The organism is Nitratidesulfovibrio sp. HK-II, from assembly GCF_003402415.2.
In the GTDB taxonomy this organism is placed as follows: domain Bacteria; phylum Desulfobacterota; class Desulfovibrionia; order Desulfovibrionales; family Desulfovibrionaceae; genus Cupidesulfovibrio.
In genome coordinates, this window is record NZ_AP036014.1 from 1,441,460 (window position 1) to 1,467,500 (window position 26,041).

Below are 26,041 nucleotides of genomic sequence, written 5' to 3' on the forward strand. Positions count from 1 at the left end.
GCAGGCGAAGTTGGACCGCTTTGCGCTCGATGCCCGTAAGGCTCGCAAGCTCGCCCAACGGGCACGCTTCGCGCCCTCCGGGTCGGTCTTTGCGCTCGATGCCCGTAAGGCTCGCAAGCTCGCCCAACGTGCACGCTTCGCGCCCTCCGGGTCGGTCTTTGCGCTCGATGCCCGTAAGGCTCGCAAGCTCGCCCAACGGGCACGCTTCGCTCCCTCCGGGTCGGTTGGGCAACGGGCGAAAGGACCATTCGGCGCGTCCCTAGAAGGGCCGCTGCTGCATCACGCCATTCCGGAACCACACGCTGTGCGCGTAGCCGAACCCGCGCGCGTATTCCGCAAGCTGGTCGAAGCCCCAGGCCACGGTGGAGGTGCAGTGCGCGTCCGAGCCGAAGGTGACGGGCAGCTCCAGTTCGCGGGCCATCTCCATGATGGTGGGGCAGGGGTAGATTTCCTTGCACAGCTTGCGCAGCCCGGCCGAGGATATTTCCATGGCCATGCCCGCGGCGCGCAGGGTGGCCAGGGCGTCGTGCACCCGGCGGCGCGATTCGGGGCGGTCCAGCCATTCGTGAAAGGCGTCCACCGCGAATATCTTGATGATGTCCGGGTGCGCGGCCACGTGGAACATGCCGGAGGCCGCCATGCGGCGCAGGCTGTCGAAGTAGCGCTCGAAGGCGTCGTGGGTCTGTTCGGGTGAAAGGACCTTCCAGTCGTCCACGGTGCAGTCGAAGCCCCAGGTGCCCAGAAAGTGGATGCCCCCGATGATGTAGTCGAAGGGATAGCGGGCGATGGTTTCCGCCGTGAACGGTTCCTGTCCCGGCAGCCAGTCCATCTCCAGGCCCAGCAGCACGGTGCGGCCGTCCTGCCGCGCGGCGGCCAGGGCGCGCACCTCGTCCACGTAGCGCGGAAAGCCCGCCGTCAGCTTTTCCTTGTAGTCCTTGGGATAGGAGTAGCCGAGGGGGCGGGGCGAGTGTTCGGAAAAGCCGAAGATTTCCAGGCCGCGATCGATGGCGGTGGCGAACATCTCCTCCACGGTGGCCTGCCCGTGGGAGTGGCTGGTGTGGGTGTGCAGGTCGACGGTGATCACGGCGGTGTGTCCATGGCCGCCCCGTGGTGGCGGGACGGGTTGCGGTGGCGGGCCGGGGCTATTCCTTGGGACGCTCCATGACCCGCACGAAGGCGTTGCGCACGGCCTCGACGATCTGGTCGTCGCGCACCGGGTCGCGCAGCACGATGGTGCCGGTCTGGGCGTAGCGCGGGGCCAGGTTGTTCAGCGCCAGCGCGTAGATGTCCTGAATGTCCTTGGGGTCGGGGGTGTACACGGGGGGTTCGCGCAGCACCTGCTCGATGGCCTTGATGACCCGCAGTTCGTTGCGGTTGCGGACGTCGGTCAGGTCGATGTCGCCGATGCGGTACTTCTCGCGTCTGGACGGCATGTGCGGGCCTCCTGCGGTTGCCGGGCGCTCCGGTTGGTGTGGATGTCGTCGGCTGCGGAGGAGCGGCCCCCCGCCATGCTGCGGCAAGTGCCGCTTCAAAAAGCATAGCAACGGCGCGGGCCGGTCGCAAGCCCGCGCCGCGCGAAGGCGGCACGTGAAACCGCCGCCCCTCCGGCCCGTGCGGGCGGATGGGCGGCGGCATGACGTCGACAAAGGAACGGCGGACAGATGGCAGGCAGCCCGCACAGTCCAGGCTGCCCGGCGCGATCGGCCGTCCGTTCGGGTTTGCGGGCTTACGCGCCGCCTTGCAGACGGCGGCGGATTTCCTTGGCCGCCCTGCGGCCCGCGCCCATGGCCAGGATGACCGTGGCCGCGCCGGTGACGATGTCGCCCCCGGCGAACACGTTGGGCATGGAGGTTTCGCCGGTTTCCTCGTCCACCTCGATGTAGCCGCGCCTGTTCAGCTTCAGTTGCGGCGTGGCTTCCAGCAGGATGGGATTGGGCCGGGTGCCCACGGCGATGACGGCGAGGTCGGTGGGCAACTCGTAGGTGTCGCCCTCCACCGGCACGGGGCTGCGGCGGCCAGAGGCGTCCGGCTCGCCAAGCTGCATGCGCTGCAGGGTGACGCCGGTCAGGCGGCCCATCTCGTCGCCGTGGAAGGCCACGGGGTTGGCCAGCAGTTCCAGGATCACGCCTTCTTCCTCGGCGTGTTCCAGTTCCTCGTGCCGGGCGGGCAGTTCGTCGCGGGTGCGGCGGTAGACGATGCGCACCGATTCCGCGCCCAGGCGCAGCGCGGTGCGCGCCGCGTCCATGGCCACGTTGCCGCCGCCGTACACCGTCACGTTGCGGCCCTGGTAGACCGGGGTGTCGTAGTCCGGAAAGGCGTAGGCCCGGCCAAGGTTGACGCGGGTAAGGTATTCGTTGGCGGAAAACACCCCGGTCAGGTTCTCGCCGGGAATGCCGAGAAAGCGTGGCAGCCCCGCGCCCACGCCGACGAACACGGCGCGGTAGCCTTCCGCGAACAGGTCGTCCACCGAGAAGGTGCGGCCGCCCACCCAGTTGGTGACGAAATCCACCTCCTGGGTGCGCAGGGCCTGCACTTCCTTTTCCACGATGGCCGACTTGGGCAGGCGGAATTCGGGAATGCCGTACACCAGCACCCCGCCCACCTCGTGCAGGGCCTCGAACACGGTCACCTTGATCCCTCGCGAGGAAAGGTACCCCGCCACGGTAAGGCTGGCCGGGCCGCTGCCGATGCAGGCCACGCGCAGTTCCGGGTCCACCGCCGGGCAGGTGAGCTTGGCGGAAAGATGGTCGCAGGCGTCGAGGGCCATGTAGGTGTCGGCCACGTAGCGTTCCAGGCGGCCGATGGCCACGGGCTGGCCCTTGGCGTTCAGCACGCAGGCGCCCTCGCACTGGTTTTCCTGCGGGCACACCCGCCCGCACACGCCGGGCAGGCTGTTGGTGGACTTGATGGTGCGGTACGCGCCTTCCAGGTCGCCCTTGGCAAGCTGGCCGATGAAGTCCCTGATGGGCACTTCCACCGGGCAGCCCTTGACGCATTTGGGGTTCTTGCACTGCAGGCAGCGCAGGGCCTCTTCCGTGGCCATCTGCTGCGTGTAGCCCAGGGCCACCTCTTCGAAGTTGCGGATGCGCTCCTTGGCGGGCTGGCAGGGCATGTCCACACGCGGGGCGATCTTCCGGCCCCCGGCGGGCTTGCGTTCGGCGGTGGCGGTCATGGTCTTACTTCTCCCCCGCGCAGGTACACTTGCAATGGTGGTCGTACGATGCCTTCTCTTGCGGCTTGAAGGCGGCAAGGCGCTGGCGCAGCTCGTTGAAGTCCACCTTGTGGCCGTCGAACTCGGGGCCGTCCACGCAGGCGAAGCGGGTTTCGCCGCCCACGCTCACGCGGCACGCTCCGCACATGCCGATGCCGTCCACCATGATGGAGTTCAGGCTGACCGTGGTCTTCACGCCGAAGGGCTCGGTGGTCTTGGCCACCGCCGCCATCATGGGCACGGGGCCCACGGCCACCACCTCGGACACGGTCTTGTCGGCTTCCAGCCGCTGGCGCAGCAGGTCCGTCACCAGGCCCTTGTGGCCGAAGCTGCCGTCGTCGGTGGACACCAGCACCTCGGGGCAGAAGGAGGAAAGTTCGTCGTAGAAGAGCAGCAGATCCTTGCTGCGCGCCCCGATGACGGCCACCACGTGGTTGCCCGCCTTGTGGTGCCCCTTGGCGATGTGGTGCATGGCCGCGATGCCCGTGCCGCCGCCCACGCAGATGACCGTGCCCGCCTTTTCGATGTGGGTGGGCTTGCCCAGCGGGCCGCACAGGTCGAGGATGGAATCGCCCGCGTCCAGGGTTTCCAGCAGGGCCGTGGACTTGCCCATCACCAGATAGACGATGGTGATGGTGCCGCGTTCGGGATCGGCGTCGGCGATGGTGAGGGGAATGCGTTCACCCTTTTCGCAGACGCGCAGGATGACGAAGTTGCCCGGCTGCGCCTTTTTGGCGATGTGCGGCGCATCAATGACCAACTTGCTGGTCTGGCCGGGGATGAGGCGCTCTTTTTCCAGTATCTTGCAGGGCATGCGCGTGCTTCCTTCCTTGCGGGGATTGCTGTCTGCCGTGCCCGGACCGCTGCGATGAACTGGCGCGCAGGTGCGGCACTCGGGGTGTCAGCGGCGAACCGTGGCGAAAAACCGTGGTCGGCGCACCGGTATAAACCGGGCCAACCGGTTGAACGGCCAGCGACCTTCGTAAGTTCTGCGTCCACGCAATGCAAGAAAAATGCGGGTTGCGCGGGCGTGGAGAGATATGTAAATTAATGTATCACGCCAGAGGCCGAAGGCGGCCCCCGCGAGCGGGGCGACCGTCCGACCGTCCGACCGTCCGACCGTCCGACCGTCCGACCGTCCGACCGTCCGGCAGGCCCACGGCATGGCGGAGAGGGACCATTGCATGGATATCGGCGACGCAACCTCTTCACGCGGCCTTGCCGCGTACAGCCGCGCACTGACCCGCGATGCGGGCGATGCGCTGGGGCTGCTTGCCGCGCGCCGCACGAAGACGGCCTTTTCCCTTGGGCCGCTGACGGTCAGCTACGAGACCGAAACCTCTCCCACCGCCGAGGACGCGGCCGTACAGGCCGCCGAATCGTTGCAGCGCATGCGGGCCTTCAATTTCGCCGACAGCCTGCAAACGCAGCAGTTGCTGGCGGAACTGGCCCCCGTCGACAGCACGCTGGAAGCCGCTGGCGTGACTGGCGCTCTCGGCGCGGACGGCAGCGCCGCCCAGGCCGCCCAGGCCTCTCTGACCGGAGAGGCCGCCCCCACGCGCACCCCGGCCGCCGGGGCGCGGGCCTACGCCCGCTCCGCCGCGCGCATCGACCGCGACCCCATGCTTCAGGCCGCCGTGTAGGCGCAGCACCCGCAAGGGGCTTTTGTCGCACGGCCCCTCTTGAGCGATTGACATTCATTATCACTTGAGTGACAACACCCCCGTAACGTCATGGCGTTTCGGGGGTGTCGCCTTTCAGGCGGCTTGCTTCATATCCGGAAGCCCAACAGGGCGGCGCAGCGCCGGGCGTCTTCCGACGATGCGGGTCCGCCCGACGGGCCGCCCGTTTGCAGCAGTTCCCACATCCGGTTCTGTACGGTCCACCAGTCGAAATCGGGCGCGACCTCGCGGGCGCGCTGGATGGCGGCGCACAGTGCGGGCCAGTCGGTGGTTGATGCCCCCAGCAGGTCGAGCAGGTGGCGCTGCACCAGCAGATGCAGACCGCGCCGCTGCCGGGGAGATGCTTGCAGGCCGCGCAACAGGTCCAGCCCCTGCCGCCAGCGTGCTTCGCCGCCGGTGCGTTCGCCGGATGGATGCGAGGTCGGGGCGTCGGCCACCAGCGCCAGTCCCAGTTGCGGGGCAAGGTCGGCCCACAGGTGGCTGTCGGGCATGTCGTGCTGGGCTTCCTCCCACGGGTCCACCAGCCCGAGGGCGTGGCGGGCCAGCGCGGCGCGGCGGGGACCTTCACGGTGTTCCTCGCCGTGCAGCAGGGCCAGCAGCAGGGCCTGGCGGGCGTTCGTCGGCAGATCGGCCACGGACAGGGATGTTTCGGCGGCGTCCGCGTTCGAGGCGGGGCGCACCGCCACGCGAGAGGCGCGGGCGGGCGTGCCTGGTCCCGGCGGGATCCAGGCGAAGCGCACGGTGCGGCCTTCCGCCTCCAACGGCAGACGCAGGGCGGCCACGCCGGTGACGGTGTCGCCCGGATTTCCGGTGGTACCCGTGGCGGCGGCATTGGAATCCGGGGTCACGTCCACCTCGGCTCCCGGCCAGGCGTGGGTGGCCGTCGCGCCCGGCGCGGGCAGACCGCTTTCGGCGCGCAGCCTCCACAGCGCCTGGAGCACCAGGCTGGTGTCCGTGCCCCGGCGGGGCAGCACGGTGCGGGCAAGGATGTCCGCCCCGGTGCCTTCCTCCGGCTTGTTGGAGGCGGCGCGGGCCAGGTGTTCCGCCATGAGCGGCAGCAGGTCCGGCCCGCCGGTGGCGGTGCACAGGTCCACGGCGCGCAGGGCGAAGGTCATGGCGTTCACCGGCTCGATGCGCGAGATTTCGTCGAAGAACCAGGCGCAACTGGCAAAGGACGCCAGGCCCGCCTCCTGCATGGCCAGCAGCTTCCAGGCCGCGTCGGCCTGTCGCCCGGCGATGCCGGGAGCTAGATGGGCGGCGGCGAAGGCCTCGCGCGCGGCCGTGTCGCCCTGGCGGGCCAGCACCTGGCCGTAGTCCAGCAGCGCGGCCTTGGGGCTGCGGAACAATGCGGCCCCCGCGGCGGCGAAGTGGGCGTCCAGCCCCTGCTTCACCGCGTCCAGCCCCTGGCGCAAGGGGCCGCGCCAGCGCTGGTTCCAGCCGGGGTGGCCGCCGTCGGTGCAGCCGCAGTCGGAGCGCCAGCGCTCCACGCCGTGGGCGCAGCTCCACGACGAGGGCTCGTGGAGCCTCACGCGCATGCGCGGCGGGTTGCGACGCAGGAAGGCGGCGAAGTTGGTCAGGGCCACCCCGTCGCGCCCGGCGTAGCCCTGGGCCAGCACGTGGGCCAGGGCCATCTCGCCGAAGGTGAAGTGGTGGCCGTAGGTTTCGCCGTCGGTGCATACGGCCAGCAGCCGGTCGGCGGGGGCGCTTTCGCCTTCCCTGCCGCTGGGTGTCGCGGGCAGGTCGCGGGCCGCGTCGGCCAGCCTGCGCCAGAAGATTTCGCCGTCGCGCAAAAGTTGCTCGAACGCCACGGCCCGCGAGATGGGCCCGTTGTAGAAAAAGATGTCGATGTGGCGACCCGAGGGCAGTTCCGCCCGATAGGGCAGCCCGATGTCCAGCGTGCCCTCGTGCACCGGCTGCCAGGCCGCGTTTTCGGGGGCGATGCCGTCCAGCACGGCCACGGCCCGCGCCTGCCGGGGAGCCAGCACGGTGAAGGCGATGCCCGCCGCGGCCAGTGTTTCCAGGGTGGGCGTGTCCACGGCGGCTTCGGGCAACCACATGCCCTCGGGCGCGCGGCCGAACCGCGCGGCGAAGTCGGCCACGGCCCAGGCCGTTTCCACCTCGCGGTCCAGCGGGGTGGCCAGGGGCATGATGACGTGGTGGTAAACCTGGGCCATGGCGTTGCCGTTGCCCCAGCGCGCCGCGCTTACCCGGTCGCCTTCCACCATGCGGCGCAGGGTTTCGGGGGCGTGGCGGTCCATCCAGCGCAGCAGGGTTGGCCCGGCGTTGAAGCTGGTCCATTCGTAGCAGTTCAGGATGTCGCCGATGCGCCCCTCGCGGTCCAGCCTGCGCGCCCAGCCCAGCGGGGCGTAGCTTTCCCGCAGGATGCGGGTGTTCCAGTCGGGGGCGGGGGCGGCGCTGGGCTCTGGCAAAATATCATCCAGCCACGGATCCTCGCGTGGCGGCTGGTAGAAATGGCCGTGGATGCACAGGCTGCGGGGCATGGCGACCTCCTCTTTTCCAGCAGGATATACCGGTTGGACGAACGGGGAAAGGGCACCCCACCCGACGATGGGGGCACAAGCAGGGTTTACGGGGGGCAAATGCGAGGCTATCATCACAACGTACTTGGTCGAGGGTCCGTCCCACGGGGGTCCGTCGTGCATGGCGATGCCGAAATAGCAAAGAATTTCCCTGTGATGGGTGAAAAGCCCATGCGCGGGGTCTTTTCCACGACTGCCGACATGAAGATCGGCTTCGGCGGGACGCGGCGCACCGTGCAGCAGAACGTGATGATCTACGTCGTCCGGCGCGACGACGGCAGTTACGACTCGCAGGTGCTGAACGACAACTTCGTGCCCACCGGCGATCCGGACATCATCACCTACGAGGACCTGCTCCTCGACTACATTCCCGAACCCGCCATCTACCACGAAAAGGTCTATCCGGCCATGCGCGAGCTGGCCGGGCACATCGCGCGCGGCGAACGCCATCGCGAACGCGGCGAGACCTGGAGCGCCGAGTTCGAGTTCCAGAACGCCCTGGCCATCGACGAGCAGAACGTGCGCGCCACCTTCGGCCTGGGGCTGACCTACCTTGCCCGCGAAGACCTGGACAAGGCGCGCGAGGTGTTCCAGCGGCTCATTGCCCTGCCCGGCGCGTTCGACCCGCGCCACAAGCACATGTTCAACGATTTCGGCATCAAGCTGCGCAAGAGCGGCATGTTTGGCGAGGCGTTGCGCTTCTACGCCCGGGCCGCCCAACTGGCGCCCAAGGACGACCACCTGCTGTACAACATCGCCCGCACCCTGTTCGAGTCTGGCGACTACGAGAAGGCCAACGGCTTTCTGTGCCGGGCCCTGACCCTGAACCCCCGGCTGGAGGAAGGGCAGCAGTTGCGCGCCGTCATCGCCGTGCGCAAGGGCCGCGAGGTGGGGCACCCCATGGACATGCCGCAGGAACTCTTGCTGAACGACCCGTGCGATTTGCCGGAGGCGTTGGCCGACACGGTGGAAAGCTACTAGCCGCAAGGGCCTTTTTGCCCTCTGTCTTCCGACCCGAAGGACGAGAAGCGTGCCCGTCAGGCGAGCTTGCGAGCCCTGCGGGCATCGTGCCCAGAGCGGTCAGAACGCGTTTTCATTCCGGTCACGCACGAAAGAAAGTGCGCTCCCTCCATAAAAAAGCATTCTTCCTCGGCAGAGAGCAAAAATTCTCCTTGCAGCCAGCGCGTGGATACGCGTTCGCAGTGTGCGGACACCTCCTCATATCACGGGGCGGCGTTTGAAGGAACGCCGCCCCTTTTCATTCAGGCGAAGGCGACAGAGAATCCGGTGCCAAGCCTGACACGGCGCGCCCGAATTCACGGCGGCATGCACGGTGGCCAGAAGGGTACCGTCCGGCCCGCCAGTTCGCCAGCAGCACCAGCGGCCCATCCATCCTGAATGCGCGGGCTGGGCGTCAGCGCCCCCAGCATCGCAAAGATGCCCGGCGCCAGCCGCGCGTGCCTCTTCCGACTCCCTCCGGTTCCATCTGGCCCATATGATTACGTGGGCAGGGTGATGGTGAAGGTGGTGCCCTGGCCCGGCGCGCTTGTGAAGTCGATGGCGCCGTCATGCTTCTTCACCACGATGTCGTGCGCGATGGCCAGCCCCTGCCCGGTGCCCTTGCCCACCGCCTTGGTGGTGAAGAACGGGTCGAACACCCGGTCGCGGATGGCCTCTGGTATGCCGCTGCCCGTGTCTGCGATGCGGATTTCCACGTGGCCGCGCGCGGCGGGGGCGCTGCCCGGCGTCAGTTGCGTGGTGATGGTGATGCGACCGGGCGGTGGCGGTGCGCCGCCCCCCGATCCGATGGTTCCGCCCTGGCCGCCGGGCTGCCCCTCGGCCGTCTGCCGCGCCTCGGCGATGGCGTGCGCCGCGTTGACCACCACGTTCAGCAGCACCTGCGCCAGGTCGCCGGGCAGGCAGGGAATGGGCGGCAGGTCTGGCGCAAGGCGCGTCTCCACCTCGGCCACGTATTTCCATTCGTTGCGCGAGACGGTTACTGTATCCAGCACCAGTTGGTTGATGTCGGCCGGGCGTTTTTCCGTCGTTTCCGGGTGCGAGAATTTCTTCATGGCCAGCACGATGGTGGCAACCCGTTCCACGCCTTCCAGCGCCTGCCCGATGGCGCGGGGCACCTCGTCCATCAGGAAACCGGCGTCGGTGTCGGCCAGGGTTTCGCGCAGGCGGGCCAGCCGCTGGGCCGGGTCAACCGCGTCCCCGCCCGCCTCTCCCCCGGCAGTTCCCGAGCCGCCCAACTCCGTGCCAGCCAGTTCGCCGCAGGCGGCCAGGGGGCGCAACAGGTCGTCGAACGCGCCGCGTAAAAAGCGCAGGTTGTCGCCAATATATTGGATGGGGGTGTTGATCTCGTGCGCCACCCCCGCCGCCAGTTGGCCGATGGATTCCAGTTTCTGGGCCTGGGTCAGGCGGCGTTCCATGCTCTTCTGCTCGGTGGCGTCGAAGAACACCAGCGCCATGTGCTGCTCGCCCTGCCAGAGCACGGGCAGCAGGCTCCAGCGCAGGGGAATGTTGCGCCCGTCGCTGCGGCGCAGCACGTGCTCCTGATCCAACTGGGGGGTGAACCCGGCATGGCCCGGCAACAGGCACGCATTGTGCGTCACCTGCCGGAACAGGTCGGCACAGGCGTCGAACGCGTCCCCGCAGCCTAGCAGGCTGCGCGCCACCTCGTTGACTTCGGCCACGGCGCAGTCGCCCGGCCGGATGATGACGATGGCCGCGCGCAGGCCGGAGAAGATGCGCGACAGCAGTTCCTCGCGCTCGACCAGGTCGCGGGTGCGGGCGCGGATGCGTTCCTCCAGTTCCTCGTTGGCGGCGAGCAGGGCTTTTTGCAGTTCGTATTCCGTGGTCACGTCGCGCCCCACGCCCTGGAACCCCGCCAGCCGCCCTTCGCCGTCGTGCAGGGCGCGCCGCGTCCATTGCAGGCGGCGCTCCACGCCCGGCGGCACCACCACCCAGTGGTCGAACGTGATGATGGGGGGCAGGTCCGGGTTGATGGCGTCGGCGAAGGTGTCGCTTTCCGCGCCGGGGGGATGCTGCGCGCGGAATACGCTGCCGATCAGTTGTTCCCGTTCCAGGCCGAAGAACGCGCAGAAGGCGTCGTTGGCGAAGGTGCAGGTGCCGTCGGGCAGGTAGCGGCAGATCAGTTCCGTCTGGTCGCTGATGATGGATGAGAGCAGCGCCTCGCTTTCCTCCAGCAGGCGCGACTTGGTTTCCAGCAGCGAATCCACCTGCTGCTGTTCCTGAATCACCCGTTCCAGCCTGCGGTTGCGGTCTTCCAGTTCGCCGCGCAGGGCCAGCAACGCCTCTTGCGGGGCCACGAACAGGCGGTGCCCCAGCCGGTGGAAGATGGCCACCAGCGCGGCGGTGCCCGCCAGCAGCAGCGGCAGGATGCGCAGCAGCAGATCCGTGGAACGCGCCTGTATGCCCGAATCATCCGTTTCCAGCGCAATGCGCATGCCCGGCACGGAAAGGGCGTGCTCCGTGCGCAGGGCTACCTGCATGTCCGGCCCCATGACGGCCACCGGTTCGCCGTGGCGCAGCAGCACCTTGCGCAGATTGCGGTCCGTGGGGTCGTGCGGCAGGAAGGTGATGTCCACGGGCAGCAGGGCGCTCAGCACCCCCACGGGACGTCCGTCCCGCAGCACCGCCCGGGCCATGCGCCAGTAAGCGGCCTGCGGGGCTGTCTCGCCGGGTTTGGTTGCCGTTTCCGCGACGTCGCGCAGTTCGATTTCAAGAAGCACGGCCTGGGGCGCGGCCAGGGCCTGTTCCAGCCAGGGCGGCGACGGTCCGTCCGTGTCGCACGGAGCGCCGTTGGCGATGAGCGGGACGCCGTTGCGGTTGTACAATGCGGTGCACGACCCGCGCCCCACGGTTGCGAAAAGGACCATGGTTTCGGCAAGTTCCGGTGGGGCATGCCCCTGCTGCGCCGCGTGGTCCAGGGCTCGGCGCAGTTGTGGCAAGGCCGCGTAGGCGTCAAGCATCTGCCTGCGGTTGTTCAGGTAACGGTCCACCAGTGCGGCGTACACGGTGGCTTCGTTGGTCAGCGTTTCGGCGCGCTGGTCAGACATGGCGTCGCGCGCCTGCACGCGGGTGAGCCAGTAGGCCCAGACCGCCTGAAAGGCGATGAACGCCAGCAGGAACCAGGCGAACAGCACCCGCACCGGGCGGTGCGGCGCGGCCGTGCCGGAAGGCGAGGAAGGGATGTGGCGCGACGGGTCCGTGCCGGGAAGGGCAGGGGGCATGGCGGGCCTCCGGAATGCGGCGTGCAGGGTGTTTCACGCGGAGATGCGGTGCCGCCCTTGTCAGAGTGCCAGAGGATTGTTACCTATCATGGCTGGAGCGGCGTATTATAATCTGGATGTTTCCCCCGGCCCCGCCGGAACGGCCGCTTCGCACAAACGTTACAGGAGGATTCGACATGCTCGGACGCACGGTCTCCGCACCCACGAGGGCGCGGGCTGAAACCGTCAACGCCTTCATGCGCGGTGTATACAACTGGATGTTCGTGGGGCTTGCCGTGACGGCCGCCGCCGCGTGGTTCACGGCGTCCAGCCCGGCCATGCTGCAACTGGTGTTCGGCAACAGCTTCGTGCTGATCGGCCTGATCCTCGCGGAGCTTGGCCTGGTCATGGGCATCAGCGCGGGCATCGCGCGGCTTTCCGGCGGCGCGGCCACCGGGCTTTTCGTGCTGTACAGCGCCCTGAACGGCATCACACTGTCCGCCGTGCTGCTGGCCTACACCATGAGTTCGGTGTTTCAGGCGTTCGCCACGGCGGCGGGCATGTTCGGCGCCATGTCGCTCTACGGCCTGACCACCAAGAAGGACCTCACCTCCTGGGGCAGCTTTCTGTTCATGGGGCTCATCGGCATTCTCATCGCCAGCGTGGTGAACATGTTCGTGGGCAGCTCCGCCGCGTCGATGGCCATCAGCGCCATCGGGGTCATCGTGTTCACGGGCCTGACCGCCTATGACAGCCAGAAGCTGCGCATGATGGGCGAAACAGCCCCCATGGACGACGCCACGGCCATCCGGCGCGGCACCATCCTGGGCGCGCTGACGCTTTACCTGGACTTCATCAACCTGTTCCTGATGCTGCTGCGGCTGTTCGGCTCCTCGCGCGACTAGCCGCCGCGCACCACATGTGCGGATACGGGGGGCGCAAGCCCCCCTTTGCGTGACGGCGGGAAAGGCTCCGCCCATGCGCCGCTGCCAAGGCCACTCTTCAACTCCGGCAGGTTCACCGTTTCCTTCCTTTCGCCTTCCTTCGTCCTTTTCCGCACTGTCTGGCCGGTTCGTCCCCCTTGTCCGGTTTCCTTCCGCGCCGTGCACGCCCCTTGGCCGGTCTGGCCATACCCCCGTCCGCATTCCCCCGGCGACAAGCGCGCCCGCGCATGGTAGAATGATTTCCATGCGCATATCGTTGCAGTTCCCGGAACGTATCCGGGTGGCGTCATGAACGTCGCCGCCGTGCAGAAATCCTGCGCCCCCTTGTTGCGCCCCCTTGGCGCGGCCTATGCCGCGTGCATGGCCGCGCGCCGCTCCGTGTACGAGGCGGGCGTGCTGCCGCGCTTTTCCCCGCCGCGCCCGGTGGTGTCGGTGGGCAACATCTGCTGGGGCGGCACGGGCAAGACCCCCCTGGTGCACTGGCTGTTGCGCTGGTGCGGCGCGCACGGGCTGTCCGCCGCCGTGCTCACGCGCGGCTACGGGGCGAAACCGCCGCAGTTGCCCCTGCTGGTGCGGCCCGGCCACACGGCGGCGCAGGCGGGTGACGAACCGCTGATGCTGGCCCGCCAGAACCCCGACGCGGCCGTGCTGGTGGACCCGGTGCGGCGGCGGGCCGGGCACTGGGCGGAGGCGCACCTTTCCCCCCATCTGTACCTGCTGGATGACGGCTTTCAGCACCTGGCCGTGCGGCGCGACCTGGACATCGTGGTGCTGCGCCCCGCGGACCTCGTCGGCGAGTGGGGCAAGACCATTCCGGCGGGCTCGTGGCGCGAGGGCGCGGGCGCGCTGAGCCGGGCGCACGCCTTTTGCGTGAAGGCGGAGCCGGACATGTTCGATGCCCTGGGCCCCCAACTGGAACGCCGCCTGATCCGCCACGGCATGCCGGTGTTCAGCTTTCGTCTTGTCCCGCGCGGCCTGGTGCGCGTGGGCCGGGGGCTGGACCCCCGCCCGGCGGAGCACGGCGCGGCCACGCGGCCGCACCTGGACGGCGATCCCTACGTGCTGGTCTCCGGCGTGGGCGACCCCGCGCAGGTGCACGCCACGGCCACGCGGTTCTTCGGGTATGCGCCGGTGCGGCATCGCATCTATCCGGATCATCATCCCTACGGCCCGGACGACGTGCGTTCGCTGGCGGCCGAGGGGCACGCGCTGGTGTGCACCCCCAAGGACGCCGTGAAGCTGGCCCCCCTGTGTGGCGAAGGGGCTGGGCACGACGGCGCGCGCGCCCCTGGCGGGGCGGACCTGTGGGCCTTCGACCTGGCCACGGAATTCGGACCGGCATTGTGGTCCGCAACGAATTTTCCTGAATGGTGGGCCGCCCGCTGGGCGGGGCTTGCCGCCGCGCATCGGGCTTGAAGCACGCTTCTGCCGATGCGGCCCGGTTCGGCCGCGCAATGGCCCATTCAACATTTCATCTCCGACATTTTCACTCCGGCACGGCCGGAAAGGACATCCATATGGCAAAGAAGAAGCGTGACGACAGCTACGTGCTGCCCGACGCGAACGAACTGGCGAACCTGTTCCGCGAGGCGCACCGCCCGCTGAAGATCGACGCGCTGATGCGCATGCTGGGCCTGCACCGCCGCATGAAGGCGGACCTGGAGGAACGGCTGGACGCCCTGGTGCATCAGGGGCGCATCATCCGCCTGCGCGGCGGGGCCTGGGGCCTTGTGGAGCAGTTGCGGCTGGTCACGGGCACCCTGTCCATCCAGCGTTCCGGCATGGGCTTCGTGCTGCCCGAGGAAAAGGGGCGCGACGACATCTACGTGCACTCCTACCAGATGGGCGACGCCTGGCACGGCGACAAGGTGGTGGTGGCGCTGTTGCCCGGCCGCCACGGCAAGAACCCGGAAGGGCGCATCGTGCGCGTGGTGGAACGCCGCCGCAAGGAAATACCCGCCCGCGTGGTGCGCCGCATGGGCCGCAACAGCCTGCTGTGCCGCCCGGCCGACCCGCGCATGGCTGTCAGCTTCGTGGTGGACATGAGCGCGGTGGAGGCCAAGGCCGAAAAGGGCGACCTTGTGGTGGCCGCCCCCGGCGAAAAGGTGGAGGACGGCCTGTGGGCCGCCACCGGCCTTGCCGTGCTGGGGGCCGACGATGACGTGGCCGTGCAGGAACGGCTGGTGAAGATCAACCACGACGTGCCCACCGACTTTCCGCCCGAGGTGCTGGAAGAAGCCCGCGACCTGCCCTCCGTGCCCAGCCGCGACGACATGGAAGGCCGCATCGACCTGCGGCACCTGGAATTCGTGACCATCGACGGGGCCAAGGCGCGCGACTTCGACGACGCCGTGTACGTCGAGGAACAGGGCAACGGCTACCGGCTGTGGGTGGCCATCGCCGACGTGGCCCACTACGTGCGGCCCGGCTCGGCCATGGACCGCGAGGCGCAGGCCCGCTCCAACTCGTACTATTTCCCGCAGTCGGTGGAGCCCATGCTGCCCGAGGCCCTTTCCAACGGGCTGTGCAGCCTGAATCCGCGCGTGCCCCGGCTGGCCATGGTGGCGGAAACCTATTTCCACGCAGACGGTTCGTACGGGCGCAGCAAGTTCTACGCGGCCATCATCGAATCCAAGGCCCGCCTGACCTACGGGCAGGTCAACCGGGCGCTGATCGTCAAGGACGAGAACGAGCGCCGCCTGCTCACCCCGGTGCTGCCCCTGCTGGAGCGCGCCGAGCAGCTTGCCCGCCTGCTGAACGCCAAGCGCTCCGAGCGCGGCAGCCTGGACTTCGACCTGCCCGAGCCGGAGGTGATCTTCAACATCTACGGCGAGACGGTGGACATCGGCCGCAAGGTGCGCCACTTCGGCCATCAGATCATCGAGGAGTTCATGATCGCCGCCAACGAGGCGGTGGCCCGCTTTCTGACCGAAAAGAACGCCCGCTTCCTGTACCGGGTGCACCCCGAGCCGGATACGGAAAAGCTGGAAGGGCTGTTCAAGGTGCTGGCGCGCACCTCGCTGGCGCAGCATCTGCCGCACAAGGCATCGGCCAAGGCGTTGCAGGGCGTGCTGCAGGCGGCCAAGGGCACGGACCAGGAGTTCGTGGTCAACCGCATGGCCTTGCGCACCATGATGCAGGCCCGCTACGCGCCCGACCACGAAGGCCATTTCGGCCTGGCCTCGGATTGCTACTGCCACTTCACTTCGCCCATCCGCCGCTACGCCGACCTGATAGTGCACCGCGCGCTGCGCCGCACCCTGGGCCTGCCGGTGAACGGGCCGCTGCCGGGCGAGCGGGCGCTGCTGACCATCGCCGACACCCTGAACGTGAACGAGCGCGTGGCCATGGAGGCCGAGCGCGAGATACTGAAGCGCATCACCGTGCTGTTCCTTTCCCAGCGGGTGGGCGAGGAATTCACCGGGGTCATTTCCGGCATCATCGACTTCGGGTTCTTCGTGGAGTTCAACGAGGTGATGGCCGAGGGCATGGTGCGCCTCTCGTCGCTGGACGACGACTATTACGGCTACCTGCCGGAGCGGCAGGAACTGGTGGGCGAGCGCACGGGCCGCAGCTTCCGGCTGGGGCAGAGCGTGACGGTGCGCCTTGCGGACGTCAACGTGGCCCGGCTGGAAGTGAACCTGGCGCTGGCCGGTGCGGACGCCGTGGCATCCACCGGTGCGCGCAAGGTGCGCCGCGATGGTGGGGATGGGCGTGCCAGCCGTGATGCGGGTGATCGGCGTGGCGGGCGCGAGTATGGCGGCCGGAACGACCGGAATGACCGAGGTGACCGGGGCGGGCGCGGCGCCCGGCCTGGAACCCGGCCCGACAGGCCCGCCCGACAGGACAAGCCCGAGGGACAGGACAGGCTCGCGACGCGCGCTGATCGTGGCGGGGCCGATGGCGTGGCCACCGTGCCCGTGAAGTCGGGCTCCGTTGACGAGCGCGCCGCCCGCAAGGTCCGCGCCCGCGCGGCCACCGACGCCGGGCTGGATGACCCGATGCCCACCGCCCTGCCGGAGCCGCTGGAAAACGCGCCGCGCCGTGGGCGAAAGCCCGCACGCCCCAATGGCGGGCGCGGCGGCGCGGAGAAGGCCGGAACCCGCAAGGGGGAAGGCGGCACGAAGACGACGGGCAGCGTCTTCGGGCAATCCACGGCAACGCCGAAATCCGGTGATCATGGCAAGGGCGGCGTCGCCAAGGCCCAGCCTCAAGCGGACAAGGCGTCCGCGCCAGTGAAGGCGACGGCCCAGGCGAAGGCCACCGGCGGCGCTGCAGCCGTCGGCAGGGAAAAGGCGTCGGCCAAGGGAGGCGCTTCGGCCAGGCCCGCCGGAAAGGACGCCGCTGGCGGAAAGGGCAAGTCGGGCGCCGCCAAGGCAGCCCCGGCTTCCGACATGTCCGCGTCCGGCACGAAGGCAAAGGGGGCCGCCGACAAGGCCGGGAGCGCCCCGAATCCGTCTGGAGCATCGGGCCAGTCAGGTCAGTCAGGCCAGTCGGGCCAGTCAAAGAAGACGGGCCAGTCAAAGAGGGCGGACAAGTCGGGTACGCCCGCCAAGCCAGCCAAAACGGACAAGGCGGAGACGGGCAAGCCTGCCGGAAGCGCTTCTTCCAAGGACAACACCCCCAAGGGCGCGGCTGCTCCCCCCAAGGACGCGCGGTCCGCCAAGGACGCCTCCGCCCCCGCCAAGCCCGGGGCCGCCAGGCAAGCGTCCCGCAAGCCCAAGCCACCCAAGGGTGGAGAAGGCGGCCAGAACTAGCCGCACCCCACGGCCGCTCATCGACACGCAATGCAACGCCGCCCCGGAGACTCCTCTCCGGGGCGGCGCTTCATTCACGGTGGCGGTGGCTTGCGAACCTGCCGGACTGACGGTGCGCGTTTCGGGAATCGTGCGCTTCCGGCGGACGCCTTTCCCGGCCTATAGCCGGGTGATGCCGAAGCGGGCCAGCAGTTCGGCAAGGCGCTGGTTCAGGTTGGTGGTGGATCGGGCCAGCAGGTCCAGGCTGATGTACAGCGCGAACTCCACCCGGAACGAGGCGTCGGTCCACAGCGCCCCGATCTCGCGGGCCAGTTGCGGCTCGATCTGCAACAGATGCAGCAGCGATTCCAGTTCGGTGGCCGTCTGGGGGCGGAACAGCAGCATGTTGGCGCGGCCGGGATCCTGCTGCCACAATTTGTTCCTCCGGATGCGCGTGAGGCCTGAGTCGAACAGCGTCTCCACGGCGGCGACGGAGGTGCGCCGCTCCTTGCGGGTGCGGATGTGAATCTTGCCCATGTCCTCGCCCGCCCGGCGGCGCAGCAGGGTGACGAACTGGAACTCCAGCAGCGATTGCAGCGCCTTGCCCAGGCACGGCAGCGAAAAATCGCCCAGAGTACGGCGCACGATGGCCGTCTCCTTGGGGGAAAAGCCGTCCAGCGCGCGCAGGAAATCCTCGCGCAGCAGGTTCAGGGTGATGGCCACGCTGCACGCCATGCCCAGCACCTGGTCGCGCAGAAACTGCACCTGCTCGGCGTTGACCTCTGCGGGGGGCGCTTCGGCGGCCTCTCCGTCAGCGCCCGGCATGCCGCCGGACAGCAGCAGGGTCTGCATCCGCTCCATTTCCTTGGCTGCAGGGTCGATGCACACGATCTGGCTGATGAAGTCTATGTCGCCCTGGGCAAAGGGGTAGCCCGGCCGGACGGCCATGCCCAGCAGGATGTCGTGCACCAGCTTGCGCGCCTTGCGGCTGGCGAAGTCGCGGGTCTCGAACTCGAAGAGGGTTTGCACCCGCGTCTTGTCCAGGGGTTTCGGCGTGCGGCACAGCCGTTCCAGCAGCGCGTCGAAGGGGTAGCGAATGACCAGCAGCGAGCGTTCCTTGGTCAGGGAGAACGCCTCCTGCCCCATGATGGCGTCGTAGGCCTCGTCCACAAGCCCCACCACGAAGTGCGCGAAATGCTTGCGCCAGAACTGCTCGTCCAGTTCGGTGGATTCTGTGATGGCGTCGGAGGGGCCAAGGGCTTCTTCGCCGTAAGCGCGCACCAGCGTCTCGATGAAATTGTCGGTGCACAGGGCCGTGGTGTACACCACGCCCTGTACGCATTTCAGCAGCAATGTCTCGGTGTTGACGAGGCCGATGCGCAACTGGCCGGAATCTGCCCCGCCCGGCTTGGCGTACAGGCCAAGCTGGGCCACGAACTCGGCCACCAGCTTGCGGATGTGTTCGTGCAGCGGGTCCACCGCGCCGCGCGCGGCCAGGATTTCGATGATGGAGCGCTGCTGCGTTTCCAGCAGGGGGTATTCATTGATGCGGTCGCTGTTGGTACGGATGAGGCACAGCAGCACCTCGCGTTCCACCACCTCGCGCACGGCGCGGCGGTCCTTGGTGGCGGCAAGGCAGGCCACGTAGGCGGCCAGACGTTCTTCCGGCGGCGGGCCTTGCGATGGGTCGTGGTTTCGCGCGTCCGTCATGACAGTTCCTGCGTGCGTCTTGCTGGGGGTGCGACACTGGGTGAAATCCCCCATTCGCACATGGGGCGCTCCACGTCTCTGGCCGCTGCCGGGCAGATTGTCAACCTGCTATCATGAAATCAGTTCGCGAGCCATGGCCTCGCCCTGTCCGCCGCCACCCGCCATGCGGGCCAGCTCCTTGCGGATGTCCTCGCCGTCGAGCCTGCGGCACAGGGTGAAGGTGGCGTTGTCCGCCACTTCCTTGCTGACCTGGAAGTGACGGCCCGCGCGGGCGGCCAGCTGCGGCCAGTGGGTGATCAGGATCACCTGCCTGCGTCCGGCCAGCGCGGCCAGCCGGTCGGAAACGCGGTTCAGCGTAAGTCCGCCCACGCCGGAATCCACCTCGTCGAAGATCAGCGTGGCGGCTTCGTCGCGGGCCATCAGCCCCACCACCGCCAGCAGGAAGCGCGAAAGCTCGCCCCCGGAGGCGATGCGATCCAGCGGTTGCGGGGGCTGGCCGGGGTTGGGCACCCACAGCAGGCGCGCCCTGTCCTCTACGCAGCCGGGCCACGGTTCCTGCGGCGTGAACTCGAAGGCCACGCGCACGTGTTCGGAAAAACCCAGCCCCGCCAGTTCGCCTTCCAGCGCCTGCGCCAACTGCACGGCGGCCCCGCGGCGGGCGGGGTTCAGCTCCGCCAGCACGCCAGACAGGCGTTCCTTCAGGGCCTCTTCCTCGCGCTCAAGGGTGCGCAGATCCAGGCGGCAGGCGTCGAGGAATGATAGGTTTTCCTCTATCTCGCGGCGCAGGTCCACGATCTCGTCCAGGGTGCGGCGCAACTTGCGCTTGAGCTGGGCCAGTTCGTACAGCCGCTTTTCGATGGACTCCACGTCCATGTCGTCGTCGCCGGAATTGAACACTGGTGGAGCGGGGCGGCGGCGCAGGCGGCGTTCCAGGTCGGCCAGCCCCTGGCGGAAGGCGGACACGGCGGCCACGTCGTCCGTCCAGTTGGGCTGGGCGTTGGGGGATGCGTCCGCGCTGTCGCCCGCCGTCGCGCCATGCAGGCGGGCCAGCCCGTCCAGGGCCCGTTCCAGCAGGCCCAGGGCCTCGGCCACGCCGGGGCCGTCCTCGCCGCGCAGCACGGCCAGGGCGCGTTCCTGCACCTCCTGGGCGGAGGCCACGTCGCGCAGGGCGCGGCGGCGTTCTTCCAGCCGTTCCTCTTCGCCCGCCTCCGGGGCCACCTTGTCGATCTCGCGCTGCTGGAATTCCAGCACGTCGCGCCGGTCTTCCAGCGAGCGGGCGCGCGCGGCCAGTTCCTCGCGCCTGGCGGCCACCTCGCGCAGTTCCTTCAGGGCTTCGTCGCGCGCGGCGACAAGGTCTGGCCGGTTCAGGAACTCGTCCAGCAGCCGGGCCTGAAAGGCGGGCTGGAGCAGCTTCTGCTGGCCGTGCTGGCTGGTGTGCACCACCAGCGATGCGCGCATGTCGCGCACCGCGTCTTGCGAACTGAGCCGGTCGTTGATGAACAGGCGGCTGCGGCCCGTGTCGGCCGCCAGTTCGCGGCGCAGCACCATGTCGCCGTCCGGCAGGGCGAACAGGGCCTCCACGTGGGCCTTGTCCTTGCCGGGGCGCACCATGTCCGCCGACAGACGGTCGCCGATGAGGAAGTTGAGCGCCTTGAGGATGAAGCTCTTGCCCGCGCCCGTTTCACCCGTAAGGGCGTTCAGACCGGGGGCGAAGTCCAGTTCCATGTCCTCGATGAGCGCGAGGTCCCGAATGCGCAGGTATTCCAGCATGAGGTGTCCTTGCTCAGGTCCGGCCGCCGTCGTCCGCCGAAGGGGCGATGGTGGCGTCCGGTGCAATGTCGGCTTCGATGTTCGGGGCCGCGACGGAAGATGCGGCGGGCGGGGGAGTGGAGGGCGCTTCCAGCCCGCGTCGCAGATGCCCGCCGGGGCCGTGCCCGTCCAGCAGCCGCAGAAAGGCCTTGGAGCGGCCTTCGGCGGCGGCCCTTCGCCCCGCCTCGGCCAGTTCGTGCAGCCCTTCGTCCACGCGGTAGGCGCGCAGGCTGGTCAGGCCGTATTCGGCCTGGGTGCGCCACGGCGCGCCCGGCTCCAGCGCAAGGCGCGCCAGCATGCCCAGCCTGATGAAGGTGAGCGCCTTGCGGCGTGAAGTCAAGCGTTCAACCCCCCGCATCCATTCAAGGTCGTCGCCGCAAAAACGGTGGGCCAGCACCAGCATTTCAAAGGCGGCTTCCGGGCAGTGGCGCTGCGGGTCGTAGGTGAAGCCCGGCTGGGCGTCGCGGCCTTCGCGGCGCAGCAGGTCCGCCCACAGCAGGCAGGCGTGGTAGACCGACTGCGGTTTTTCGGGTTCGCGCAGGCCCCGCGCCTGATGCAGGCGGTACCAGAAGGGTTTGGCGGCCTTCAGGTCGCCCCGCGTCAGCGCCGCCCCGGCGGCGGCCACGTTGAGGTCCACGTCATGGGCATGGTCCCCCGTGGCCAGCAGGCGGTCGAGCAGGTCGGCCAGCCCTGGTGTTTCGCGCACCGGGCGCGCCGGTTCCTGTTCCGCCATGGCGCGCAGCCGCGCGGCCACGACGGCCGGTGATTCGGGCAGGGCGTTCAAGGCGGCGCGCAGCGTATCCGCAGGCATGTTCAGCCCGCCGCTGCGTACCCGGTGCGACAATGTCAGCCACAAGGCTTCCGCGCCCGCCGGGCCGGTGGCCGCGGTGTCCGGCGCAGTGCCGGGCGCGTCGCCCATGGTGGCCAGCACGGTCGCCGCCCGGTGTGCGGACAGGTGCTGCGCCTGCACCCGCGCCCACGCGGCACGGCCGATGCGCTCGGCCACATCCGGCTTGCGCAGCAGGAAGCGCAGCTTCTCGGCAAGGTCCAGCCCGTCGGCGTAGACCACCATCTCCCGGCCGTCGTCGAACAACGCGTCCTGGTCCGGCCCCACGTCGGGCGTGAGCACGCAGGCCCCGCACGAGGCTCCTTCCGTGAGCCGAAAGTTTACTTCGAAACCAATGGATTCATTGGGGATGATCCGGGTGTCGCCATACAGGTGCAGCATTTCGGCAAAGGGCACTCCCTGACGGGGCAGCACCCCGAACCGTTCACGCAGCAGGTCGGCCATCCAGCCGCGCAGGGGGCGATGCCTGTCCAGCACGCCCACCAGGGAGATGTCGTGGCCGCGCTGTGCGTGGGGATGCCACGGGCGGGCGTGGCCGGACATGGCCAGGCCCGCCGGGTGCGGGTGGCGCCATTCCGGCGGCAGCGCCTGAAACAGGGAAAGATGGGGGGTGAACACCACGTCGAACAGCCGCGCGTAATGGCGGTGCCAGTGCATGTTCAGGTGGCTGTCGATGGCCCAGAACGCCTTGCGGCAGGGCAGGTTTTCCAGCCCGGCCAGGATGGCGCGCACCCCCAGCGTCTCCTGCTGCACCAGCAGGTCCGGGGCAAAGCCGCGCGCATCCAGCAGGGCGGCGATGTCCACGATGCCGCCGGGCGGGTGCAGGTCCAGCACCTCGTGCCCCATGCGCCGGAATTCGACGGCCAGGTGCGTGCCGACACAGGCGATGCGCATGGGGTTACCGCTTCAGGCGCGGGTCCAGCAGGTCGCGCAGGCTTTCACCCAGCAGATTGTAGCCGAGCACGGTGAGCAGGATGGCGCACCCCGGAAAGATGGACAGCCACGGGGCTATTTCCAGCACGTCCTTGCCTTCCAGCAGCATGTTGCCCCAACTGGGCATGGGGGGCTGCACGCCAAGGCCCAGAAAGCTCAGGGCCGATTCCGTCAGGATGGCCCCGGCCACGCCCAGGGTGGCGGAAACCAGCACCGGGGCCACCGCGTTGGGCAGCACGTGCAGGGCCAGGATGCGCACCGGCCCCGCCCCGGCCAGCCGGGCGGCGGCGATGAAGTCGCGCTCGCGCAGGGACAGGGTTTCCGCGCGCACCAGCCGTGCCACGCCCATCCACGAGGTGAGCCCGATCACGGCCATGATGTTCAGCAGGCTGGGTTCCAGAAAGGCGATGACCGCAAGGATCAGGAAGAACGACGGAAAGCACAGCATGATGTCCACGCAGCGCATGATCAGTTCGTCCGTGAGCCCGCCGAAGTAGCCCGCCGCCAAGCCGAGGGCGAGGCCGATGGCCACGGATATGCCCACCGAGACAAAGCCCACCCACAGCGAGACGCGCGCGCCGTGCAGCATGCGCGAGAGCACGTCGCGGCCCAGCGCGTCGGTGCCCAGCGGGTGCGCGCCGGACGGCGGATGCAGGATGGCCGTAAGGTCCAGCGCCGTGGGATCGTGCGGGGAAATCCACGGGGCCAGCAGGGCCGCCACGGACATCAGGCACACCAGCGAAAGGCCGGCGGCCAGCATGGGGTGTCGCGCCCAGAAAAGCAGCCACTGGCGGGGGGAGAACAGGGCGGCCGCGTTCATGCGCCGCCCCCTGCACCGCCGCTTCCCCCGCTTCCCCCGCCGCCGCCGTCTCCCCCCGTGCCCCCGGTGAGCCGGATGCGCGGGTCGGCAAGGCCGTAGCACAGGTCTGCCAGCAGGTTACCCACCAGCGTCAGCACTGCGCCCAGCACCAGGTTGCCCATGATCAACGGATAGTCGCGGGCCATGACGGCCTGGTAGAACAATTGCCCGAGGCCGGGCAGGGCGTAGATGGATTCGATGATCACGCTGCCGCCGATGAGCCCCGGCAGCGACAGTCCCAGGATGGTGATGACCGGCAAGAGCGCGTTGCGCAGCGCATGGCGGAAGATGACGGTGCGCACCGGCAGCCCCTTGGCCCGCGCGGTGAGGATGTAGTCCTGCCGCAGCACTTCCAGCATGGAGGCGCGCATGAACCGCGAAAGCCCGGCCAGGCTGCCGAAGGTGTAGATGAAGATGGGCATGGCCAGGTGCGCCAGGATGTCCCACGCCTTGCCCAAAGGCGACATGGCTGCGTGGTCCAGCGAGGTCAGTCCGGAAATGGGCAGCCATTGCAAGTGGATGCCGAACAGCAGCATTAGCAGCAAGGCCAGCCAGAAACCCGGCATGGCGAAGCCGATGAACACCAGCACCGTCATGGCCCTGTCGAACAGCCTGCCCTGCCAGTGGGCGGAGGCCACCCCGATGGGGATGGCGCACAGCAGGGTGAGCACCAGCGAGGCCACGTTCATGCCCACGGTGAGCGGCAGGCGTTCCTTGATCTTGTCCCACACCGGGCGCGGGTCGCTGGACATGGAATTGCCGAAGTCCAGCCGGGCCAGCCGGCCCAGCCACTGCACGTACTGCACGTGCAGCGGCTTATCCAGCCCGTACAGGGCCTCCAGGCGCTTGCGCGTCTCGGCCCCGGCCAGCGGGTTCATGGTGGTCTGCATGTCGGTGGGCGAGCCGGGGGCAAGATGGATGACCCAGAAGCTGATGATGGTGATGCCCCAGAACACGAAGAGCATCCACGCCAGCTTGCGGGCCATGCGGCGCAGCATGGCGGCCATGCGGCCGCCGCCGTGCGCCGTGGCCCTTGATGGGGAGGCTGCGGTGGAATGTCCAGGCCCGGCGGGCTGTTCCGCGCCAACAGGCTGCCCGGCGGAGGGGAGCCCCCCCCGCGAAGGCCCCGCATCGCCCGCCCGGTTTTCTCCGGCGGCGGGCGACGGTGGCGGGGTATCGCGAAGATCGCTGGTCACGTCGTCGATGTCCTTGAAGCCTTGTGGTGGCAGGGCCTGGGGGTGTTTCTACGCCTCGTGCTCCATCCAGCCGCGCAGGTCGCGCACTTCATCGGCCCAGCGGGGCGAAAGGCGCACCTCCATGAACTGGCGGTACACCTCGTCCAGAAAGCCGAGGCAGGTTTCGATGAGGTAGATCTTCTCCAGCAGGCGGGCGTCGGGGTCGTCGTCCTCGCCGTCCTTTTCCACGGTGGGCGTCTTCAGGCTGTTGAGGGAAAAGTCCTCGGCCCGCAGGCTGACCTGCCAGGAATCGGCCTCGCGCTCGAAGCGCAGCAGGGCGCGGGTCACCTTCTTGCCGGTGGTCAGGCCCAGGCGCGCCTCGCGCAGGGGGGACATGGAACCGGAAACGGTGGCGGTCTCAAGGCTTTCGCCTTCGCCGCCCTGCACCGAGATGCGCTGCTCCATGTGCACGCCGAAGGGGCTGCCGTCGGGCATGCGGAAGGAGCCGGGCGCCGTTTCGCTACGGTACCACAGCCAAGTCAGGAATTCCTGGCCCAGGATCACGTCGGTGGTCTGGCCGAGATAGGGAGTGTCGCTCATTGTCTGTCCTTGTCCGGTGGCCTAGCTGGCGAAACGGGTGGGTTCCAGGGCGTCAAGCCTGGTCATGGCGGCCTCGTCCAGCATGGAGGCGGCCAGCGCGTACGGCGTCATCGGCTCCAGGTGCAGGTCGAAGGTCAGCGTGAAATAGTCGGAGAACAGGTCGATCATTTTCGACTGGGTGGAGGCGAAGTAGATGACGCCCGTGTCGATGGCCCACAGCACGTTGAACTCGGCCGGAATGGGCAGGAAGCGCGCCATGAGCTTGATGCGCACCTGTTCGCGCAGTTCCTTCTTGCGCTCGCGCGAGACGAACTTCTTGCCCTGCTCCTTGTTGCGGGCCTCTTCCTCGCGCAGGGCGAGGGCCAGGTGCTTCTTCAGCACGGCAGCCGGAATGCGCCGGGTGTCCTGGCGCAGCGAAAAGGCGATGTACCCGCCCTTTTCGGGCGGCGCGGTGCGCCATGCCGTGTCGAGCATGTCGTCGAAGCACACCCAGCCCCACGAGCGCTCGTCGGATGTGTTGTCGATATCACGGAAGCAGAACTGCTTCAGCTTGTCGGGCAGGGTGGGCCAGAGGGTGGCGGGCACCGGGTCCGCGATGCGGAACCGGGTGAAGCTGCTGCTGGCGTTGAGAAAACCCATTGGTGTCTCCCTTGGTTGCGGATTGGGCACATACCTAGCCTATCTTGCCGTGGCGCGCCACCCCGTGGGCCACGGTGCGCTGGACGGGACGGCGGGTGAAGCGCGGGGAAAGGCGCGG

At 68.7% G+C, this 26,041-nt stretch carries 18 protein-coding genes; 5 read left to right on the top strand and 13 right to left on the bottom strand.

Annotated elements, in window-relative coordinates; all coding sequences use genetic code 11:
• Positions 1-259 precede the first annotated feature (259 nt).
• The 4 genes from RVX_RS05780 to RVX_RS05795 form a co-directional block, all read right to left on the bottom strand.
• A complete protein-coding gene (locus RVX_RS05780) occupies positions 260-1,084 on the bottom strand; it encodes a histidinol-phosphatase (protein ID WP_116305098.1) in 825 nt (274 codons plus the stop codon).
• 58 nt (positions 1,085-1,142) lie between these two features.
• Positions 1,143-1,433 carry a late competence development ComFB family protein gene (locus RVX_RS05785; RefSeq protein WP_116305099.1) on the bottom strand — a complete coding sequence of 97 codons (291 nt, stop codon included), beginning with the start codon at positions 1,431-1,433 and terminating at the stop codon, positions 1,143-1,145.
• 293 nt (positions 1,434-1,726) lie between these two features.
• Entirely contained in the window at positions 1,727-3,172 is a 1,446-nt protein-coding gene (gene gltA, locus RVX_RS05790) for an NADPH-dependent glutamate synthase (RefSeq protein ID WP_116305100.1), read from the bottom strand.
• Between the two features lie 4 nt (positions 3,173-3,176).
• On the bottom strand, positions 3,177-4,025 hold the full coding sequence (locus RVX_RS05795; protein ID WP_116305101.1) for a sulfide/dihydroorotate dehydrogenase-like FAD/NAD-binding protein: 849 nt from the start codon (positions 4,023-4,025) through the stop codon (positions 3,177-3,179).
• A 370-nt stretch (positions 4,026-4,395) separates the two neighbouring features.
• On the opposite strand from RVX_RS05795, the gene RVX_RS05800 reads away from it, so the two are divergent.
• A complete protein-coding gene (locus RVX_RS05800) occupies positions 4,396-4,854 on the top strand; it encodes a hypothetical protein (RefSeq protein WP_116305102.1) in 459 nt (152 codons plus the stop codon).
• A 128-nt stretch (positions 4,855-4,982) separates the two neighbouring features.
• On the opposite strand, the gene RVX_RS05805 is transcribed toward RVX_RS05800, so the two are convergent.
• Positions 4,983-7,394, bottom strand: a complete 2,412-nt coding sequence (locus RVX_RS05805; protein WP_116305103.1) for a DUF3536 domain-containing protein — start codon at positions 7,392-7,394, stop codon at positions 4,983-4,985.
• Positions 7,395-7,634: 240 nt separating this feature from the next.
• Here RVX_RS05805 and RVX_RS05810 point away from each other — a divergent pair, with 240 nt between their 5' ends.
• Positions 7,635-8,414, top strand: a complete 780-nt coding sequence (locus tag RVX_RS05810; protein WP_420192419.1) for a tetratricopeptide repeat protein — start codon at positions 7,635-7,637, stop codon at positions 8,412-8,414.
• Between the two features lie 518 nt (positions 8,415-8,932).
• Here the strand turns inward: RVX_RS05810 and RVX_RS05815 are convergent.
• A complete protein-coding gene (locus RVX_RS05815; protein WP_116305105.1) occupies positions 8,933-11,692 on the bottom strand; it encodes a PAS domain-containing sensor histidine kinase in 2,760 nt (919 codons plus the stop codon).
• Positions 11,693-11,868: 176 nt separating this feature from the next.
• Here RVX_RS05815 and RVX_RS05820 point away from each other — a divergent pair, with 176 nt between their 5' ends.
• The 3 genes from RVX_RS05820 to rnr all read left to right on the top strand — a co-directional run bounded on the left by RVX_RS05820 (position 11,869) and on the right by rnr (position 17,372).
• The gene (locus tag RVX_RS05820) at positions 11,869-12,576 is read left to right on the top strand and encodes a Bax inhibitor-1/YccA family protein (RefSeq protein ID WP_116305106.1); all 708 of its coding nucleotides are present in this window, start codon (positions 11,869-11,871) and stop codon (positions 12,574-12,576) included.
• Between the two features lie 327 nt (positions 12,577-12,903).
• The gene (lpxK, locus tag RVX_RS05825; protein WP_116305107.1) at positions 12,904-14,031 is read left to right on the top strand and encodes a tetraacyldisaccharide 4'-kinase; all 1,128 of its coding nucleotides are present in this window, start codon (positions 12,904-12,906) and stop codon (positions 14,029-14,031) included.
• A gap of 101 nt (positions 14,032-14,132) precedes the next feature.
• A complete protein-coding gene (gene rnr, locus RVX_RS05830; RefSeq protein ID WP_116305108.1) occupies positions 14,133-17,372 on the top strand; it encodes a ribonuclease R in 3,240 nt (1,079 codons plus the stop codon).
• 159 nt (positions 17,373-17,531) lie between these two features.
• On the opposite strand, the gene RVX_RS05835 is transcribed toward rnr, so the two are convergent.
• From RVX_RS05835 to rdgC, 7 genes are all read right to left on the bottom strand, one after another.
• A complete protein-coding gene (locus RVX_RS05835) occupies positions 17,532-19,061 on the bottom strand; it encodes a hypothetical protein (RefSeq protein ID WP_116305109.1) in 1,530 nt (509 codons plus the stop codon).
• 111 nt (positions 19,062-19,172) lie between these two features.
• Positions 19,173-20,831, bottom strand: coding sequence for a DNA repair protein RecN (locus RVX_RS05840; RefSeq protein WP_116305110.1), 1,659 nt, complete (start codon positions 20,829-20,831; stop codon positions 19,173-19,175).
• Between the two features lie 13 nt (positions 20,832-20,844).
• Positions 20,845-22,611 (bottom strand): glycosyltransferase, encoded by a 1,767-nt coding sequence (locus tag RVX_RS05845; RefSeq protein WP_116305111.1) that lies wholly within the window; start codon positions 22,609-22,611, stop codon positions 20,845-20,847.
• 4 nt (positions 22,612-22,615) lie between these two features.
• On the bottom strand, positions 22,616-23,470 hold the full coding sequence (locus RVX_RS05850; RefSeq protein ID WP_116305112.1) for an ABC transporter permease: 855 nt from the start codon (positions 23,468-23,470) through the stop codon (positions 22,616-22,618).
• Positions 23,467-24,516 carry an ABC transporter permease gene (locus tag RVX_RS05855; RefSeq protein ID WP_116305113.1) on the bottom strand — a complete coding sequence of 350 codons (1,050 nt, stop codon included), beginning with the start codon at positions 24,514-24,516 and terminating at the stop codon, positions 23,467-23,469. Before RVX_RS05855 ends, RVX_RS05850 begins: the two co-directional genes overlap by 4 nt.
• Before the next feature lie 237 nt (positions 24,517-24,753).
• On the bottom strand, positions 24,754-25,284 hold the full coding sequence (locus RVX_RS05860) for a hypothetical protein (RefSeq protein ID WP_116305114.1): 531 nt from the start codon (positions 25,282-25,284) through the stop codon (positions 24,754-24,756).
• A gap of 21 nt (positions 25,285-25,305) precedes the next feature.
• Entirely contained in the window at positions 25,306-25,923 is a 618-nt protein-coding gene (rdgC, locus tag RVX_RS05865; RefSeq protein WP_116305115.1) for a recombination-associated protein RdgC, read from the bottom strand.
• Positions 25,924-26,041 lie beyond the last annotated feature (118 nt).